Raw genomic sequence first — 16,228 nt, 5'->3', positions numbered from 1 at the left:
GCGGTCGCCACCTGTCGCGTCGCGTCTTCTGCAAGAATTGCGCACCGTAAAGGGGGTGCAACATGCCGACAGCCACCGAGTCCGACGGGCCGTTGCGCGAACGCGGCGTGCCCGCGCGCGAACACGACCAGCTCGACCGGCTCCTCGCCGACCTGCGGTTCGGCACGGGGCGGGACAAGCAGATCGGCTATGCCGCGGGCGCCGCCGTCAGCGCTTGGCGCACGCCGCCGCGCATCCAGGTGATGGGCCGGGCCCACGCGGGCCGCACGACGGTGCTGCAGGCGCTCGCGCTCATGTCGGCCGTGGAGACCGGTCCGGTCGATGAGCCGGACATGCCGGATCCCGCCTTCGACGCCGACATCGTCATCTACGTGCTGTCCGCCGCACCCTCGCCCGCGGACCGCCGCGTGCTGGCGACGCTGCCGCCGGAGCGCACCATCGTGGTGTTGAACAAGGCCGATGCGATCGGCGGGCGCTGGGGCGACGCGGTCGCCGCCGCCGAGCAGTACGGCCGGGAGGTCGGTACCGCCGTGCTTCCGGTGGTCGCCTCGCTCGCCCTGCGCACCAGGTCGGGTGCGATGACCGACGCCGATGTGCTCGTGTTGCGCAGGCTGGCCGCGAATGCCGATGCCGCGCTGACGCTTTCGCCGGATCTGTTCGTCGCGCCCGGTCCGGACCTGGCCGGTCGCGAAGAATTGCTGCAGCGCTGGGACCTGTACGGCGTGAGCTGCGCGCTGGCCGCGCTCGGCCACGATCCGGAGCTCGCCCCGCAGACTTTGTTGCAAATCCTGCACGCCGCAAGCGGAATCGACGCGCTACACCGCCTGCTGCACCGCCGCTACGAGCAGGTCTCCGCGCTGCGTGGCGGCGAACTCCTCGACGAACTCACCCGGCTGGCCGCCAGGGCGGTTCCCGACGAGGGCAGCACGGCCCGAGACATCTTGGAGGCGTACCTCTTCGGCGACGACGCCCGCTGGCTCGGCCTGTGCGCGGGCTTGGCCCACCCCTCCGTCGCCCACCTCGCCGCGGGCTATGCCGCGCCGGCGCCGGCCGACGCCGACGACGCGATGGCCCGTGCCTCCCGTTGGCGCGCCGTGGTGTCCAGCGACATGCCGCCCACCGCGCGACGGGCCGCGTTACGCGTGCACAACGGCTATATCCGACTATGGGAACGGATGAGCAGTGCCGGGCTCTGAACCCCCGCCCGCCGGGGCCGACCGACCGCTCGAGCTGCCTGCCGAGGCGGCTGTCGCACCCGAGACCGCTCGTTCCGTCAGTCCACCGCCCGAGGTGGAAGCCGTGGTGGCACGGTGGAATCCGCAGGGAATCGCCTTGCTGCGCGCGGTTCAGGGGGCAGGCGCGGCCGGCGCGGTGACCTTGATCGGGCCCGCCGACGCCAACACCACGCTGCTGCGGACCGAGCTCGCCCGCTTCGAACCGCGCATCACTATCGCCGATCCGGTGGCCGACGCGAGTGCGGCGGTGGAGACCACGTCGCCGTCGGGCACCGCGCCGTCGCCGGTCGCGCTGATCCTGTTGGACGCCGGGACCACGATCGGTGCCGACACCCTGCGCATCGTGCACCGCCTGCGCGCGGACGGTGCCCGCATCCTGCTCGCCATGAACGGTATTCACGCCTACCAGGATTGGCGCTCGGTGCGGGCCCGCGATCTGGAACTGCTCGCCGCACAGGGCGCCGTCGAGCTGGACATCATGCCGGTGTCGGCGCGCCTCGCCACCGCGGCGCGCACCGCGAACGACGCGGGACTGATGGATCGGTCCGGGCTCGGCGCGCTGCACGCGGCCTTGACCGCGGCTGCCCTCGGCGCGGAAGCCGAGGGTGGCGGCAGGCTCGCGGCGGTGACCGCACGCGTGCTCAGCGATACCAGGCAGCGGGTCGGCGAGCAGGTGACGGCGCTGCATTCCGGCGCCGAGACGGCCAAGCTGCGCGAGGAGCGCGCCGTGCTGCTCGCCGGTCGCGACGGCGGCCGGGCCACCGCGATGTCCACCCTGCGCGGCCAGTTGCACCTGGCTCGGGTCGACCTGATGACCGATCTCGGCGCCCGGATCAGGGCGCTGCACACGGCGACCCGCGCCGATCTCGATCGGCTGCGCCGCAACGAGCTCGGCGGCTACCCGGAGCGGTTGCAACACGCCGCCACCGAACTGACCGGCGCGGTCGACCTCGCCATCGACCAGCGACTCGCCGAACTCACCACACACATCATCGGGGACGTCGCGCCGGGAAACAGCCTGCCGCTGCGCCGCCGCGACCCCGCACCCCGGGTCGGCCCCGATCCCGATCCGCGGCACCGCGGTGTCGAAGATCACCTCATGATCGCGCTCGGCGCGTCGGCGGGTGTCGGCCTCGGCAGGCTGTTGGTTTCGCCACTTTCTCTGGTGCCCGCCCTCGATTTCGCGAGCGTCCCGGTGACCCTGCTGCTCGGTGCGGGCGCGGCGGGCTGGGTGGTGCGGGCGCGCGGGCAGCTGGCCGATCGCGCGCACGTGCGGCAGTGGGTGTCCGACGCGCTGATCAATGTAAAAGCCCAGCTCGAGCAGCGGGTCGCGACCGCGCTCGTGGAAACCGAGACGGTGCTGGCCGATTGGGTCGTACAGGTGAGCACGACCCGTATGGTGGACACCGATCGCAGAGTCGCCGAACTCGAGGCTCGTTTACGGCGCATGGTCACCGAACAACCGGGTCAGTTGGCCGCGTGCGAACGGGATATCGCGATCCTCGATCGTTGGATCACGGGTTGATTAACTCATAAGAATGGGTACATAGTGACGAACCCGATTCAGTACCGGTCGTCACATCGCGTTAACCTCTAACCAGGAACTTGGGCGTCCGCTAAGTCCTCGTCCGCCGTCCAGCCGGGGCGCGCTTTCGACTGGTCGTAGCGGGTGCCTTCCCGCCAATGGTGGCGCTCGGTGTTAGTTCGCGCTGGTCAAGGGCCTTTGCCGTAGCGACTGCTCGCAGGTCGCTCGAATGGTCAGCCAGGCGGGGACGCATCGTAGGGACCGCCCATCTCAGGAGAGTTTTCATGACCTCAGCGACCATTCCTGGTCTTCGTGGATCCGACGGTAAGCCGCCGACCGAGCACAGCGAACTACTCGCCTGGGTACAGGAAGTCGCCGAACTCACGCAACCAGAGCGGGTGGTCTGGGCCGACGGTTCCGATGAAGAATGGGACCGCCTCACCGCCCAGCTCGTCGCGGCGGGCACGTTCAAGCAGCTCGATCCGAAGAAGAAGCCGAATTCTTTCCTCGCGCTCTCCGATCCTTCCGACGTGGCTCGGGTGGAGTCGCGCACCTACATCTGTTCCAAGAGCGAAGCCGACGCAGGCCCGACCAACAACTGGGTCGACCCCGCCGAGATGCGCGCCACCATGACCGAGCTGTTCCGCGGCTCGATGAAGGGCCGCACCCTGTTCGTGGTGCCGTTCTGCATGGGCCCGCTCGGTGCCGAGGACCCCAAGCTCGGCGTGGAGATCACCGACTCCGAATACGTCGTCGTCTCGATGCGCGTCATGACGCGCATGGGCAAGGCCGCGCTGGAGAAGCTCGGCACCGACCGCCCGTTCGTGAAGGCGCTGCACTCCGTCGGCGCGCCGCTGGCCGACGGTCAGGCCGATGTGCCGTGGCCGTGCAACGACACCAAGTACATCACCCACTTCCCGGAGGACCGCGAGATCTGGAGCTACGGCTCCGGCTACGGCGGCAACGCGCTGCTCGGCAAGAAGTGCTACTCGCTGCGCATCGCCTCGGCCATGGCGCACGACGAGGGCTGGCTGGCCGAGCACATGCTGATCCTCAAGCTGATCTCGCCGGAGAACAAGGCCTACTACATCGCCGCCGCCTTCCCGAGCGCCTGCGGCAAGACCAACCTCGCGATGATCCAGCCGACCGTGCCCGGCTGGCGCGCCGAGACCCTCGGCGACGACATCGCCTGGATGCGTTTCGGCAAGGACGGCCAGCTCTACGCGGTGAACCCGGAGTACGGCTTCTTCGGCGTCGCGCCCGGCACCAACCACAGCTCCAACCCCAACGCCATGGCCACCATGGAGGCGGGCAACACCGTCTACACCAACGTCGCGCAGACCGACAACAACGACGTGTGGTGGGAGGGCCTGGAGGGCGAGCCCGATCATCTGATCGACTGGAAGGGTAACGACTGGTTCCTCCGGGAAACCGAAACCCTTGCCGCCCACCCGAACTCGCGCTACTGCACGCCGATGTCGCAGTGCCCGACGCTGGCGCCGGAGTGGGACGACCCGCAGGGCGTGCCGATCTCGGCGATCCTGTTCGGTGGCCGCCGCAAGACCACCATCCCGCTGGTCACCGAGTCCTTCGACTGGCAGCACGGCGTTTTCATGGGCGCCACCCTGTCGTCCGAGCAGACCGCCGCGGCCGAGGGCAAGGTCGGCACCGTGCGCCGCGACCCGATGGCCATGATCCCGTTCATGGGCTACCACGTCGGCGATTACCTCAACCACTGGATCAACCTCGGCAAGAACGCCGACGCCACCAAGTTGCCGAAGATCTTCTACGTCAACTGGTTCCGTCGCGGCGCCGACGGCCGCTTCCTGTGGCCCGGCTTCGGTGAGAACTCCCGCGTGCTGGAGTGGATCGTCGGCCGCGTCGAGGGTTCGGCCGAGGCCACCGCCACCGCCGTCGGCAACGTGCCCGTCGCCGCCAACCTCGACCTCGAAGGTCTCAAGGTCGACCCCGACGACGTCGACGAGGCCCTCAAGGTCGACGCCGCCGAGTGGCGCAAGGAGATCCCGCTCATCGAGGAATGGTTCGAATTCGTCGGCGACAAGCTGCCTTCGGGCGTGCGCGACGAGTTCGAGGCACTGAAAGAACGCCTCGGCTGATCAGCTCGAAACCTCAACCGCCCGCACCGTTCCCAACGGTGCGGGCGGTTTCGTTTGCACCCCAACAATTTCCGCCACAACCGCACCGCCCCCGTTTGGACCCCCGCCCACCGGCTATACGTGCCCTGTGCCTACGGCCAACTTGGGCACTGGCGAGTGGCACATGGTGGAGAGGGCTCCTACGGCATTGCCGTAACCATGTGCCACTCGCTGCACATGCGGATCCTCCCCGCATCCGGTGTGGTTCCTCGCGCAGCTGTCAGCGCTGCGTCTATCATTCTTCCGATAACTGAGCTTCGCTCCTCCCCGGGTTCTCATGCACTCATCGGCACCGTCCACGACACAACCCGAACGGAGGGTCCGTGTGTGAGAAATATCGGTTCTGCAAAATATTTGTGCGAAGCGCAGAGCCCCCGGTCCTGATGCAGTTGATCGCCGGATTGCTAGGCGAAAATTTCGCACTCCGGACCTTGACGCTGCCCACTGCGACCGTGGATGTCTTGAAAAATCCTGATGCCAAAGGCGATTCAGATGACTTCCTATTCTGGCCATCGATGGTAGAGATCGAGGCCCGGGATCCGATTGATCCACAAGAAATCCTCACCACAGCTCGGCGAACCTTGGTCGCGCTGTGGGAAGCAGGGTTTCCTGCTGTAGCGGCAAGCGATTTCGAGGACGAACTTCCTTGGCGCGGTGGCGTCGACCGACTGTCACCAGGCACATGAGTCGTATAAGTTTCGGGGTGCGTCCAGGCGTTCCCATTCCGCTGACGCCGATCTATCGGAGGTCGGAGCACTCATTCGATGTGATGCCCACCGCCGTCGAGAGTGGCTTCGGCAGACGCGGCGTCACTTCTCTGGTGATCCAATACCTGCAGCTCGAGATAGATATCGAATCCGGTCGCGCACTGCATATCTGGGGCCTGCACTACCAGCCGAATTGGTCCGACGCAGAAGTGCGGCCGCAGGATGTCGAATCAGCTGTAGTAACTGTCCGGGCGGAGCCGCCATTGATACCGGGAGTCTCCATCGGGCTCGACGAGGGCATCGATTGGAAGACAGAGTACGACCGCCGGACGGGCTGGGTAAGGGTTAGCCGGTACGGATCAGCATCGACACGGCTATTCGAAATCGCCACTGGAACGCTCGTCGGGCTCGACCACGACGAGTTGGCATCGGTATGGATACACCCTGAATTTACCGACTAGCAGCGAGAATCGGCAGCTACTGGAAATGCATACGTCCGAGATCGGAGAACTACTCAGACCATGAGCGGTGTGAAGAAGTGGCGGAGCCTGTCTGTGATCGAGTTCGAGATAATCGATCGATTTGTGCGGTCGTCGAACTTGCTCGGTCGCGACGAGCTGTTGGCGCAGCTCGATACTGCCACTGCTGCACCGACTACTGCGAAGTGGATCATCGACATCACGGTATCGCCGGGTGCAGCAAAGGCGGACATATCTGATGGTCCGTTGCCGGTAGGAGCGCGAGTATTCGATGGGAGTGATTACCAGGGTGAGATACTGGTATGGGTCACAGATGGCTTACTGTCGGGGTTGGAGTATGCATGGGTCACCGATGTTTCCCCTACTCACTGGCCTGATCTTGCCTGTATCGAGTTCGAAGCACGCGACTCCCCGAAGTGACAGAGCAGGACCGGCGTCGTCTCAACTAGCGGAGGGGTTCTGATGTTGTCTATCCGCTTCGGTCACGACCGCGAGCGGTGGGTATCCGGCAGTATTTTCGACCGGCTGTTCGCTGCGGGCTTGCGCAGTGAAGTGATCCGGCCCGAGCTGGCCGAGATACAACACCGTGCCAACGCGAACGGCGGACTGGACTTCGGTTTGCTCGACGCGAATCAAGCCGCTGAGTTGACTATTGCTATTCGTGACGCCGCGCGTCAAGAGATTACCGGGCTGGCGTCGATGTCTCTATGCCCGGACGATCAGTCGTATCTAGCAGGCCTTGCGCGACTATTGGAAGTCGTTCCGCCGCATGCGGAATGACGATTGGAAAGGTAGGAGAAGTAGGACATGTCGGATGGTTTCGTCTACCGATACGTCGATGTCTGGTCGGCGCGGATGGCGGCGCAACTGCTAACGGATCTCGAGAGTGGCGGGTTCCATATTGGTAATCCGGCGACCGGTGCATTCACTGAGCTCAGTGCAGAACGGGAGATGATGGGTCAGCAGATCCTTGTCTCTCGGTCCGGGCTTGCATCCGATATATCGTTGCAAAGTCGCAACGAATTGACGTACCAACTCTGGCTCGATGACAGGACGGACGTAGTTGCCAGGGTTCGTCGTATCGAGAACGGCCCCGTTGTCCAGGAGTTCGGCCTCGACGCACTGACTTCGGATCAGAAAAGCGTCGCGGTTCAGGGTCTGGTCGATGCGATCCTACATCCAGATACTAATCTGCTCGCGGCCATAGTTGACTCGGCTGGAGTAACCGAAGAACTGGATTGGGATTCAATTGTGCTGAGCGGGCGGTCTCATATCTCCCCCGTTCCCGACTTGGTAGCGCTGCCCCGGGCTGTTGATATTCTCCACGGAGAACTGAGTTCAGTTCCAGCGCTCACGGTTCACGATCTGGTAATCCGTTCGGTTATCTGGGTCCATATAAAATAGAATTGACAGAGCTGGTGGGGTAACGGAGCGCGGCAAGAATTGCAAATTCCTTTGCGCTCGAAGTCCGAGTTGCATGCCGCGAGTGAGCTTATGGAGAATTGTGAAGTTAATCGGGAAGTGGCTATTCGGAGAACGGCGCGAAGCGGATAAGTTGGCGCAGTCCGGTGTAGGTGTTCAACCAACGGGTTCGGCCTCGAGGCATGGCTTTGGCCTCGTTGGTGAGGGCGGTGATCATGTGGTTGCTGAAGTTGAGGCGCGGGTGGCGTTTCAGGAGGTCTGCTACCCAATCCGGGTCGAGTTCGGACATGCGGCTGCCGATGACGTCGACGGAGGCGCCGGCGTAGATGAAACGGCCTGGGTCGCTGAGGTTTTTGCCGTCGCCCGGGGTGATGTGGGTGGCGATCGCGTAGCCGATTGCCTGGGCTTGGGTGGGCGTCGCGCCGGCGCTGGACACGAAATCGACGGCGCGCTTGGCGCCGGTAACTGCGAAACAACTTCCGGGCGTGGGGTGTTCGAGTTGGAGGTCGTGCAGTAGGCAGGCGATGTACGCGACTTCGTCGTCGTAGCGGGCGCCGTCTAGTTCGGCGAGGACTCGGCCGAAGAAGTAGGTGCGGTACGAATGGCCGAGGACGTGGGGTGAGAGTGATTCGTGCGCTTCGGCTTCCGCCGCGCGGGCGAGCGTTGAGTCGGGTAGGCGGAGGCCGGCGAAGTCGAGGCGGCCGGCACCGCGGCGGCCGATGGTGAGGCGGGCGCGGTCGGCGAGCATGGTGGGTAGTGCGCGGGTGACAGTGACCATGAGTTGCCGACGTTGCCGGCTCGACAAAGCGCCACCTGTTCGGGTTGCCCAGTCCCAATCGATCCCGGTAAACGTGGTCATCCCCGGTTCCTCTCGCTCGTGAATCGGGTTCAGTCAAGCGTGTATGGGCCGCGGATGGTGAGTGGCACGCATGACAGTGATGCTCGGATGCGTGCCAAACGTGCCTATCGTTGCCTTACCTGCCACAGTTCTGAAGACAGCAGTGAGGTTTCGCTGATCGGGAGGAGCCCGTCGTCGTATTCACGCAGATTCCGGTAGATCGCTTTCATCGCGGCTCGATCGGGGACGTGTGCACTGCCTGCGGCTCGTTCCAGAATGCTGGCGGTGTTGGTTAGGACAATCGAGCCGACTGGATGCCGTTGCGCACGAAGCCGGTTGAGGCGCAACGACTCGGCGGTGGCCATTTTGGCGCCGGATCGGTCATCGATGACGACGGTTACGTGGTGACCTTGTTCTGCCGCGGCGACCGCGTGTGCGACGACCAACAACTCGCCCAGGTCTTTCGCCTGTTTCTGGCGCTCGGACCATGACATCTGGGTGAGGCGATGACAGACCGCTTCCAGCTCCTGGGTCCAATCGTCGGACAGAACCTCAATCCATTTGGGTGTCAGCTTGGACCACACCAGACCGACACGTTGGAACCTGTGGTCTGTTCTTGATTTACGCAGCACCTCGTTCTCAACGGTCTCGGGCGTACTGATCGGGCCGAGCACGCTGATCAACAGGCGTTCTTGGTTGATGGCCAGAAAATTGAGCGCGGGTCCAGCATCGATGACCGGCCTTGCCCTCATACGATCCCGCTATCGCCCAAGTCCGCGTCGAGTTCGGTGAGATCGACATCGACGTCGGGAAGATCGCCGGGATCAACCCAGGCCGGGACCAGTTCTGCAGGGGTGAGTCCAGCGTCTGAAAGTTCCTTCTCGACTACTGCGGCGTCGAGACCGCGGAGTGTCGCAATCGTTCGGATCGAAACCGCATTCTGCAGGTAACCCGAGATCGCTCGAGTCAGCAGCCGCTGCGGGGCTCGTCGGCGGTTCGATTCCATCTGCAGCGCCTGATATTGATCCGACCACCCGAACCGCGCCGCCAGCCGGGGAGTGGTTTCGGACATGAACCGTGCCTTGTCAGCGGTGCTGATACATCCGACCTGCTCCAACGCGATCGCGGCGATCGCTGGCGAGACCTGAAAGCGTTGCACAATTTTGGACAACATCGCGAGGTGGTCGTGCCCGGACTCCGCAGCCGTCAGATCCGCGACACTCTGAAGCGGGAGCAGTAGATGCCGGGCGAACGCATTCGCCCGGCTTTCGGTTGGGCTGGCCGAATCGAGCTGTGGTTGGTCTGCCCAATCATCGAAGACCACATGGCCCAATTCGTGTGCGAGAGTGCTACGTTGCCGCATCGGGTTCGGGGTCCGGGCTACCGCGATGTACACGGTCCCGTAGTGCCCTCGCCGCATCGTCATACCGTGCTGATCGACGCCGGTGTCGAGCACAGCAACGTCGGCACCGACTGTTTGCTCGATCAACGTGACAAGATCCCCGAGTGGCTGAGAGCCGAGATGATGTTCCTTCCGGAAGCGCTCGGCCGCATCCCGGCCCTCCGACTCTGCGATCATCCGATCGCCTCGATCGCTTGGTCATCGAGGTAGGCATCGAGCTCGAGGAAATGCAGCATCTGCTCGTACATGGAATCCATCGGCGCGCAGTTGGCTGAACGCGCGGCGCAGCGCACCTGATCTGCCACCTTGGAGGTGCCGGTGAGTTCGGCCAACATCACTCCAGTGGCCTGAGCGATAGCTACCAGCTCATTCATCTTCGCTGGTCGCTCACCGGCGATGGTCCGCGAAAGGGTCGACTGGGAAATCCCCGTCTCGGTGGCCAAGTCGCGCTGGCTCAGCCCGGCAGCGCGCAGTGCACGCTCGATCCGCTTGCCGATCGTCATCGAAGTCATGCCGCGCCTCCCTCTGAATCAGAATCAGATTGTGTGATTCAGTATAGAGAAAACCGCAGTACAAGGCAATATTCCGGCTGCCTGATCGGTCGGGTCCCGAGGCGCGTTCAACGCCGATGGCAGGGATGGCAGTCATGGTCGGATTCATGCCAAACTGGGCTGGTGAAGCAGGTTGTCGCCCTCGCCTTGGATGGCGTTATGACCTACGACCTCGCCTGTGCGGTGCAGGTGTTTCGGCATGGGCCGGGGAAGTTCGGGGTGCCGGTGGGGTTTCAGATGGAGACCTGTGGGGTGCGGCCTGGGCCGGTGTGGACGCCGAACGGGTTTGATCTGCGGGTCGAGCATGGGCTGGAGGCGTTGGCTTCCGCTGACATCGTCGTAGTGCCCGGCATCGGGTTGCCGACGTTGCCTCCCGAGGAGGAAGCGCTTGTGGCACTGCGTGCCGCGGCGGCGCGCGGCGCGACCATGGTGAGCATCTGTGTCGGCGCGTTCGTGCTCGCGCGGGCCGGTCTGCTGGACAATCGGCCCGCCACCACGCACTGGGCTTATTGCGACGAGTTCGCCGCCATGTTCCCCGCCGTCAAACTGGATCCGACGGCGCTTTATGTGGATGACGGTGACGTACTCACCTCCGCAGGCCTGTCGGCGGGATTGGATCTCTGCCTGCACATCGCCCGCCGGGAACTGGGCGCGAGCCCGGCGGCGGAATTGGCGCGCTGGAACGTGACACCGCCGCATCGTGCGGGCGGCCAGGCACAATACATTCCTGATGCCTTGGCGGGCAGCGATTTCCACGGCGGACTGGCCGCGACCTTGGCGTGGGCGACGCAGAACCCCGCTGCGGCATCTGATGTTTCGGCGCTGGCCGCGAACGCGCTGATGAGCGAGCGCACGTTCATCCGCCGGTTCAAGGCGGAGGTCGGCACTACACCGCGACGCTGGCTCGACGCGCAGCACACGATGCGGGCCCGGGAACTGCTCGAAACCACTGACCTGCCAGTCGAAGTGGTCGCGGCGCAGTCGGGATTCGGCAGCGTGACCGCATTGCGTACGCACCTCCGGGCAGCAACCGGCACAACTCCGGCTGACTATCGTCGTTCGTTGCGCCACTGACCGGTCGGTGTGTAGACGCAATCCAGTGCGGTGCGACAGCAACTTTCGGCGCGGCCGCCGTGAATCATGGCGTACCCCAACCTGTCGCGAACGACAGATGTCCGCCCGCCAACCCGCCTTGCGATTAATGACAGATCATCAATCACTGTTATGGCGTGTTTCCCGTCGCGCGAACCCATTGTTGTGGTGCTATTGGTAATGGTCGGTGTGCACAGGTCACGAGCACCATAGGTTTGCCGAAGCTCGATATGGGGTAGTTGCCCGGTGTGCGAGATTTGCGCACAAGTGGCTTATGCTTGCCGTGTTCTTGGTCTCATGACCTGTCAGTCAGATTGCCAACTGTTTACTGATCGACTGAACTACTTCCCTATCGACATCGGGTTTCCGCGATGCTCGCGGCGAACGATGAGATCGACGCGCGAGAGGTGGTTGGAGCATGACCGATCTGGAGACCGGGGCGTCCATCACGCCCCTGGTTGCCGGTTTCGAACTGGCGACCGCTAGCACACCGCTGCGCCGCGCTGCCGGGCGTTTGCAGGCCGTGCTGCCCCCCGGCTGGCGCGTCGAGATCGTCGACGCGCCGAGCCTCACGGGCCGCCACAGCGAGCCCGTGCTGCGGGTGGTCATGCCGACCGACTGATCAGCCTGCCCAGCCCATGGGCATGAGCAGCGACTTCTGTTCGCAGAACGAGTCGAGGCCCTCCGGGCCGTTTTCCCGGCCGAGGCCGGAATTCTTGTAGCCGCCGAACGGTGAGCTGGGATCGAACGCGTACCAGTTGATCGCGTAGGTCCCGGTCCGCACGCGTGCGGCGATCTCCGCGCCGTGCTCGACGTCCGCGGTCCACACCGAGCCGGCCAGGCCGTAGACCGAATCGTTGGCGATGGCCACGGCCTCGTCCTCGGTCTCGTACGGGATCACCGACAGCACCGGGCCGAAGATCTCCTCCTGGGCGATGGTCGACTTGTTGTCCACGTCGGCGAAGATGGTCGGCTCGACGAACCAGCCGCGATCCAGGCCCTCGGGCCGCCCGCCGCCGAGCGCGACACGCGCGCCCTCTTCTTTGCCCTTGGCGATGTAGCCCTCGACCCGCTCGCGCTGGCGCTCGGAAATCAGCGGGCCCAGTTGCACGGTCGGATCGTTGGGGTCGCCGACCTTCATCGTCTTCACGTGTTCGACCAGCGCGTCGAGGATCTCGTCATACCGGCTGCGCGGCGCGAGGATTCGGGTTTGCGCGACGCAACCCTGCCCGCTGTTCATCAAACCGGAGAATGCGAGTACCGGAATACCGGCGATGTCCATGTCCGGCAACAGGATTGCCGCGGACTTGCCGCCGAGCTCCAGCGAGACACTCTTGAGCTGTCCGGTGGCGATCGCGCCGATCTTCTTGCCGACGGCCGTACTTCCGGTGAAGGTGACCTTGTCGACGCCGGGATGTGAGACCAGGTATTCGGCGGCCTCGGCCTCGGCGGGCAGCACCGAGAGCACGCCTTCGGGCAGACCCGCCTCGGTGAAGATGTCGGCGAGTATATTCGCTGTAATCGGCGTCAGCGGTGCGGGTTTGAGCACCACCGTGCAGCCGGCTAGCAACGAGGGCGCGAGCTTGTTGGCGGCGAGGAACAGTGGCACGTTCCATGCGGTGACGGCCGCGACGACGCCGCGCGGTTCCCGGCTGACGCGCGAGGTGCCGAACAGTCCGGTGCGAGTCTCGTTCCACGGGAACGACTTCGCGAGCCCGGCGTAGGAATCCAGGGCGGCCACCGCGGGAATCTGGTTGAGCGTCATCGCGATCATCTGCGGTGCGCCCATTTCCGCAGTGAGCGCGGCCATCAGGTCGGCCGAGCGCTCCTCGATCAGCCGCGCGGCGCGGGTGAGCACCTGGGCCCGCTCTTCCGGCGGGGTCGACGGCCACGGGCCGTGATCGAAGGCGTGCCTGGCCGCGGCGACCGCGGCGTCGACGTCGGCGCGAACCACCGCGGGGACGCTGCCCACCGGCTCGACCGTGGCCGGCGAGATGACCTGAACGCGCTCGGCGGAGGCTGGCGCGGTCCAGCGGCCGCCGATGAACAAGCTGTCGTAATGCATGAGAACACGTTACAGTTTTGCCGCCCGGTTGTCTGTAACCTGTGTCAGTTCTGGGTCCGCGCAGTCCCACTGAGCAGGACCAATCCCAACCTGTCGGTCCGCTTTTCGTAGAACGCACTATTGCGTTCTGTTGCTGGAAAGAGGATGCTGTAGCTACTGATCAGCTCGCTCGATTCCTGAACCGATACCACCATTGGGGAGCCCGAGTCATGGCGGTGCAAGTGGTCGACCGATCGTTGATGACCAGCGATCAAACCGAGCATCAAGCGAAAAGCGTTGGTGCGGGCGGATGGGTGGTCTCCTTCCTACCCGGTCGCACGCTGACAATCGAGCAAGCCACCGCAGCCATGCAGGCAGCAGAGGCCATTGCCGTCGTCGGTGTGCTAGCGGATCAGGTTGGATTGACCACGCTGGAAACCGTCGGACTGGCCATTCAGGAATCGCCGTGGACCCGGCCGATGCACGAGCCGTGCGGCAGGCGCAGCTGGCGCCGCGGCTGGCTGGAGCCCTAGAGCTACTTCTTGGTAGCCACCACCACGAGATTGCTCACCAATAGCTCCCGCATCCCCGGGATACGGACCAGCCACCAAGCCCAGCGCGGGTGATAGCGCGGGAAGATGGTCCGCACATCGGCGGAAGTGTCTGCCGCCCAACGCAACCCGTCGGACGCGCGCACCGCGAACAGTGACTGGCCGAACCGGTTCTTCGGTTCCTTCCCCAGCTTGCGCCGATACCGGCGCGCCGCGTACTCGCCACCGAGGTAGTGCCATGGCCCGGTCTCGTGCCCGCCGAACGGGCCGTGCCACACCGTGTACGACAACACGATCAGCCCACCTGGCCGCGTCACCCGCACCATCTCGTCCGCCATCAGCCACGGCCTGGACACGTGCTCGGCGACATTCGAGGAAAAACAGATATCCACCGCGTCATCGCGGAACGGCAACGCCATTCCCGAGCCGCGCACCGCACCAGCCACCGACAATCCGGCGGCGTGCATCTCCGACGGATCCGGCTCGACCGGAATGTAGCGCGCACCCGTCTTGACGAACTCGTCGGCGAAATAACCCGGCCCGCCGCCGACATCCAGAATCGTCGCTCCGGCCAAACCATTGCCGGTGAGGTCGGTGTAGAAATCGCCGATCATCGCCGCGCTGTCCTCGGCCAAACCGCCGTAGAACACCGCGGGATCGGACTGTTCGAACCGGAAACTGCCGAGCAACCGCAGCGACCGGCGCAACGTCGCCCGGCGCGCGAACCGGGGCGCGCGCGATCGCACACCAGCGGACGGCGTCTTTTCGGCTTTCAACACGGCGCCGAGTCTCGCATAACGTGTTCTTCCCTCGTGGCGAGGACTGGTCGTTCGCCGGACTGCACGGTTCGCGCTGAAAATGAACTGGGCGGACGCCGCCGGTCGACCAGCCGTATTTGCCGACAATGCGCCTGCGGATCGGTCGGTGATCAGGCTTGGGCGTAGCGCTCGGGTTAGGGTGTAGCGCGATATCCGACGTTCCCGACCGGGACCACCTGACCGAGAGAAGCTCGACCGTGCGCGAAGTCCTCCTGCTGTGCTGGCGTGACACCGGGCACCCGCAGGGCGGCGGCAGCGAGCGGTACCTCGAGCAGGTCGGCGCGCAGCTCGCGGCACGCGGGGTCAAGGTCACCCTGCGCACCGCCCGCTACCCGGGGGCACCGAAACGCGAGCACGTCGACGGCATCGACATCAGCCGAGCGGGCGGCCGTTTCTCCGTCTACCCGCGGGCCCTGGCCGCGATGGCACTGGGCAGGCTCGGCCTCGGACCGCTGCGCGGCCTGCGCCCCGACGCGGTGATCGACACCCAGAACGGCATCCCGTTCTTCGCGGCGGCCGCCACCAAGGCGCCCGCCGTCGTGCTGGTGCACCACGGACACCGGGAACAGTGGCCGGTCGCCGGACGACTGGTCGGCCGGATCGGCTGGTTCATCGAGTCGCGGCTGTCCCCGCGGGTGCATCGACGCAACCAGTACCTGACCGTCTCGCTGCCCTCGGCCGAAGAACTGGCCACCCTCGGCGTCGAACAGTCCCGGATCGCGGTGGTGCGCAACGGTGCCGAACCGGTTCCCGCCGGCGCGCCGACCGGCGCCACCGAGACACGCACCGAGAACCCGCGCATCGTGGTGCTGTCACGGCTGGTGCCGCACAAGCAGATAGAGGACGCGCTCGCCGTGGTCGCACGACTGCGGACTCGAATTCCCGGCCTGCACCTCGACGTGATCGGCGACGGCTGGTGGGCGGACAACCTGAAGGCCGACGCGCACAGTCTCGACATCGCCGACGCGGTCACCTTCCACGGCCACGTCGATGAGCGTCGTAAGCATGAATTGCTTTCCCGCGCTTGGGTACACGTGCTGCCTTCGCGTAAGGAAGGCTGGGGTCTGGCGGTCATCGAAGCCGCGCAGCACGGTGTGCCGACCATCGGGTACCGCAGTTCGCGCGGACTCACCGACTCCGTCGTAGACGGGGTTACCGGTCTCCTGGTCGACGATGTCGCCCAATTGTCCGACGCGGTAGGCGAATTGCTCGATGACCGGGCCGCGCGGACTGTCATGGGGGAGAAGGCTCGCTCGCGGGCACGTGAATTCTCGTGGGAGCAAACGGGAAACGGCGTGTACGAGGTGTTGGCCGCAGTCGCCCGCGGTGAGCACTCTTCCGGACTGATCGCCCCCCGATCGGCCCACTGAGCCTGTCCCGGTGCATACGCGCCACGTCCGGTCGAGTT

General features: G+C 65.0%; 18 protein-coding genes. 12 read left to right on the top strand and 6 right to left on the bottom strand.

What is annotated here, in order from left to right:
- The first annotated feature begins 62 nt into the window (after nt 1–62).
- The 8 genes from ACFWF1_RS01650 (at nt 63) to ACFWF1_RS01615 (ending at nt 7,506) form a co-directional block, all read left to right on the top strand.
- On the top strand, nt 63–1,196 hold the full coding sequence (locus tag ACFWF1_RS01650) for a hypothetical protein (protein WP_379284001.1): 1,134 nt from the start codon (nt 63–65) through the stop codon (nt 1,194–1,196).
- Nucleotides 1,183–2,760: a hypothetical protein gene (locus ACFWF1_RS01645; RefSeq protein WP_379284003.1), complete on the top strand. Its 1,578-nt coding sequence runs from the start codon at nt 1,183–1,185 to the stop codon at nt 2,758–2,760. Before ACFWF1_RS01650 ends, ACFWF1_RS01645 begins: the two co-directional genes overlap by 14 nt.
- Nucleotides 2,761–3,044: 284 nt before the next feature.
- On the top strand, nt 3,045–4,877 hold the full coding sequence (locus ACFWF1_RS01640) for a phosphoenolpyruvate carboxykinase (GTP) (protein WP_379284004.1): 1,833 nt from the start codon (nt 3,045–3,047) through the stop codon (nt 4,875–4,877).
- Between the two features lie 362 nt (nt 4,878–5,239).
- Nucleotides 5,240–5,602, top strand: coding sequence for a hypothetical protein (locus ACFWF1_RS01635; protein WP_379284005.1), 363 nt, complete (start codon nt 5,240–5,242; stop codon nt 5,600–5,602).
- 83 nt (nt 5,603–5,685) lie between these two features.
- Nucleotides 5,686–6,084 (top strand): hypothetical protein, encoded by a 399-nt coding sequence (locus ACFWF1_RS01630; RefSeq protein ID WP_379284006.1) that lies wholly within the window; start codon nt 5,686–5,688, stop codon nt 6,082–6,084.
- A 93-nt stretch (nt 6,085–6,177) separates the two neighbouring features.
- Nucleotides 6,178–6,522 (top strand): hypothetical protein, encoded by a 345-nt coding sequence (locus ACFWF1_RS01625; RefSeq protein WP_379284008.1) that lies wholly within the window; start codon nt 6,178–6,180, stop codon nt 6,520–6,522.
- 42 nt (nt 6,523–6,564) lie between these two features.
- Nucleotides 6,565–6,882, top strand: a complete 318-nt coding sequence (locus tag ACFWF1_RS01620; RefSeq protein WP_379284009.1) for a hypothetical protein — start codon at nt 6,565–6,567, stop codon at nt 6,880–6,882.
- Nucleotides 6,883–6,909: 27 nt separating this feature from the next.
- Complete coding sequence (locus tag ACFWF1_RS01615) at nt 6,910–7,506, top strand: hypothetical protein (RefSeq protein WP_379284010.1); 597 nt, start codon at nt 6,910–6,912, stop codon at nt 7,504–7,506.
- Nucleotides 7,507–7,627: 121 nt separating this feature from the next.
- On the opposite strand, the gene ACFWF1_RS01610 is transcribed toward ACFWF1_RS01615, so the two are convergent.
- The 4 genes from ACFWF1_RS01610 to ACFWF1_RS01595 form a co-directional block, all read right to left on the bottom strand.
- Nucleotides 7,628–8,383, bottom strand: coding sequence for a phosphohydrolase (locus tag ACFWF1_RS01610; protein WP_379284011.1), 756 nt, complete (start codon nt 8,381–8,383; stop codon nt 7,628–7,630).
- 104 nt (nt 8,384–8,487) lie between these two features.
- Nucleotides 8,488–9,114 carry a hypothetical protein gene (locus tag ACFWF1_RS01605; protein ID WP_379284012.1) on the bottom strand — a complete coding sequence of 209 codons (627 nt, stop codon included), beginning with the start codon at nt 9,112–9,114 and terminating at the stop codon, nt 8,488–8,490.
- Nucleotides 9,111–9,941 (bottom strand): ImmA/IrrE family metallo-endopeptidase, encoded by an 831-nt coding sequence (locus tag ACFWF1_RS01600; RefSeq protein WP_379322147.1) that lies wholly within the window; start codon nt 9,939–9,941, stop codon nt 9,111–9,113. The genes ACFWF1_RS01605 and ACFWF1_RS01600 overlap by 4 nt, the downstream gene beginning before the upstream one ends.
- Nucleotides 9,938–10,267, bottom strand: coding sequence for a helix-turn-helix domain-containing protein (locus tag ACFWF1_RS01595; protein ID WP_379284013.1), 330 nt, complete (start codon nt 10,265–10,267; stop codon nt 9,938–9,940). The genes ACFWF1_RS01600 and ACFWF1_RS01595 overlap by 4 nt, the downstream gene beginning before the upstream one ends.
- Before the next feature lie 171 nt (nt 10,268–10,438).
- On the opposite strand from ACFWF1_RS01595, the gene ACFWF1_RS01590 reads away from it, so the two are divergent.
- The gene (locus ACFWF1_RS01590; RefSeq protein ID WP_379284014.1) at nt 10,439–11,389 is read left to right on the top strand and encodes a GlxA family transcriptional regulator; all 951 of its coding nucleotides are present in this window, start codon (nt 10,439–10,441) and stop codon (nt 11,387–11,389) included.
- A 436-nt stretch (nt 11,390–11,825) separates the two neighbouring features.
- Nucleotides 11,826–12,029, top strand: coding sequence for a hypothetical protein (locus ACFWF1_RS01585; RefSeq protein WP_357384699.1), 204 nt, complete (start codon nt 11,826–11,828; stop codon nt 12,027–12,029).
- Here ACFWF1_RS01585 and ACFWF1_RS01580 read toward each other — a convergent pair whose 3' ends face one another.
- Nucleotides 12,030–13,472 carry an aldehyde dehydrogenase gene (locus tag ACFWF1_RS01580; RefSeq protein WP_379284015.1) on the bottom strand — a complete coding sequence of 481 codons (1,443 nt, stop codon included), beginning with the start codon at nt 13,470–13,472 and terminating at the stop codon, nt 12,030–12,032.
- Between the two features lie 209 nt (nt 13,473–13,681).
- Between ACFWF1_RS01580 and ACFWF1_RS01575 the strand changes: the two genes are divergently transcribed.
- Nucleotides 13,682–13,984: a hypothetical protein gene (locus tag ACFWF1_RS01575; protein WP_357384703.1), complete on the top strand. Its 303-nt coding sequence runs from the start codon at nt 13,682–13,684 to the stop codon at nt 13,982–13,984.
- Between the two features lie 2 nt (nt 13,985–13,986).
- Here ACFWF1_RS01575 and ACFWF1_RS01570 read toward each other — a convergent pair whose 3' ends face one another.
- Nucleotides 13,987–14,781, bottom strand: coding sequence for a class I SAM-dependent methyltransferase (locus tag ACFWF1_RS01570; protein WP_379284016.1), 795 nt, complete (start codon nt 14,779–14,781; stop codon nt 13,987–13,989).
- Between the two features lie 236 nt (nt 14,782–15,017).
- Here ACFWF1_RS01570 and ACFWF1_RS01565 point away from each other — a divergent pair, with 236 nt between their 5' ends.
- The gene (locus ACFWF1_RS01565) at nt 15,018–16,190 is read left to right on the top strand and encodes a glycosyltransferase family 4 protein (protein WP_379284017.1); all 1,173 of its coding nucleotides are present in this window, start codon (nt 15,018–15,020) and stop codon (nt 16,188–16,190) included.
- The last annotated feature ends 38 nt before the right edge of the window (nt 16,191–16,228 follow it).

The sequence above is a fragment of the Nocardia sp. NPDC060255 genome, from assembly GCF_042727395.1.
Taxonomy (GTDB): Bacteria; Actinomycetota; Actinomycetes; order Mycobacteriales; family Mycobacteriaceae; genus Nocardia.
This window is presented reverse-complemented; position numbering and strand designations above follow the sequence as displayed.

Excerpts from the sequence above, each read along its gene's own strand:
- ACFWF1_RS01650 (WP_379284001.1), top strand. The coding sequence starts at position 63 with ATGCCGACAGCCACCGAGTCCGACGGGCCGTTGCGCGAACGCGGCGTG.
- ACFWF1_RS01640 (WP_379284004.1), top strand. The coding sequence starts at position 3,045 with ATGACCTCAGCGACCATTCCTGGTCTTCGTGGATCCGACGGTAAGCCG.
- ACFWF1_RS01630 (WP_379284006.1), top strand. The coding sequence starts at position 5,686 with ATGCCCACCGCCGTCGAGAGTGGCTTCGGCAGACGCGGCGTCACTTCT.
- ACFWF1_RS01620 (WP_379284009.1), top strand. The coding sequence starts at position 6,565 with ATGTTGTCTATCCGCTTCGGTCACGACCGCGAGCGGTGGGTATCCGGC.
- ACFWF1_RS01615 (WP_379284010.1), top strand. The coding sequence starts at position 6,910 with ATGTCGGATGGTTTCGTCTACCGATACGTCGATGTCTGGTCGGCGCGG.
- ACFWF1_RS01610 (WP_379284011.1), bottom strand. The coding sequence starts at position 8,383 with ATGACCACGTTTACCGGGATCGATTGGGACTGGGCAACCCGAACAGGT.
- ACFWF1_RS01605 (WP_379284012.1), bottom strand. The coding sequence starts at position 9,114 with ATGAGGGCAAGGCCGGTCATCGATGCTGGACCCGCGCTCAATTTTCTG.
- ACFWF1_RS01600 (WP_379322147.1), bottom strand. The coding sequence starts at position 9,941 with ATGATCGCAGAGTCGGAGGGCCGGGATGCGGCCGAGCGCTTCCGGAAG.
- ACFWF1_RS01595 (WP_379284013.1), bottom strand. The coding sequence starts at position 10,267 with ATGACGATCGGCAAGCGGATCGAGCGTGCACTGCGCGCTGCCGGGCTG.
- ACFWF1_RS01585 (WP_357384699.1), top strand. The coding sequence starts at position 11,826 with ATGACCGATCTGGAGACCGGGGCGTCCATCACGCCCCTGGTTGCCGGT.
- ACFWF1_RS01580 (WP_379284015.1), bottom strand. The coding sequence starts at position 13,472 with ATGCATTACGACAGCTTGTTCATCGGCGGCCGCTGGACCGCGCCAGCC.
- ACFWF1_RS01575 (WP_357384703.1), top strand. The coding sequence starts at position 13,682 with ATGGCGGTGCAAGTGGTCGACCGATCGTTGATGACCAGCGATCAAACC.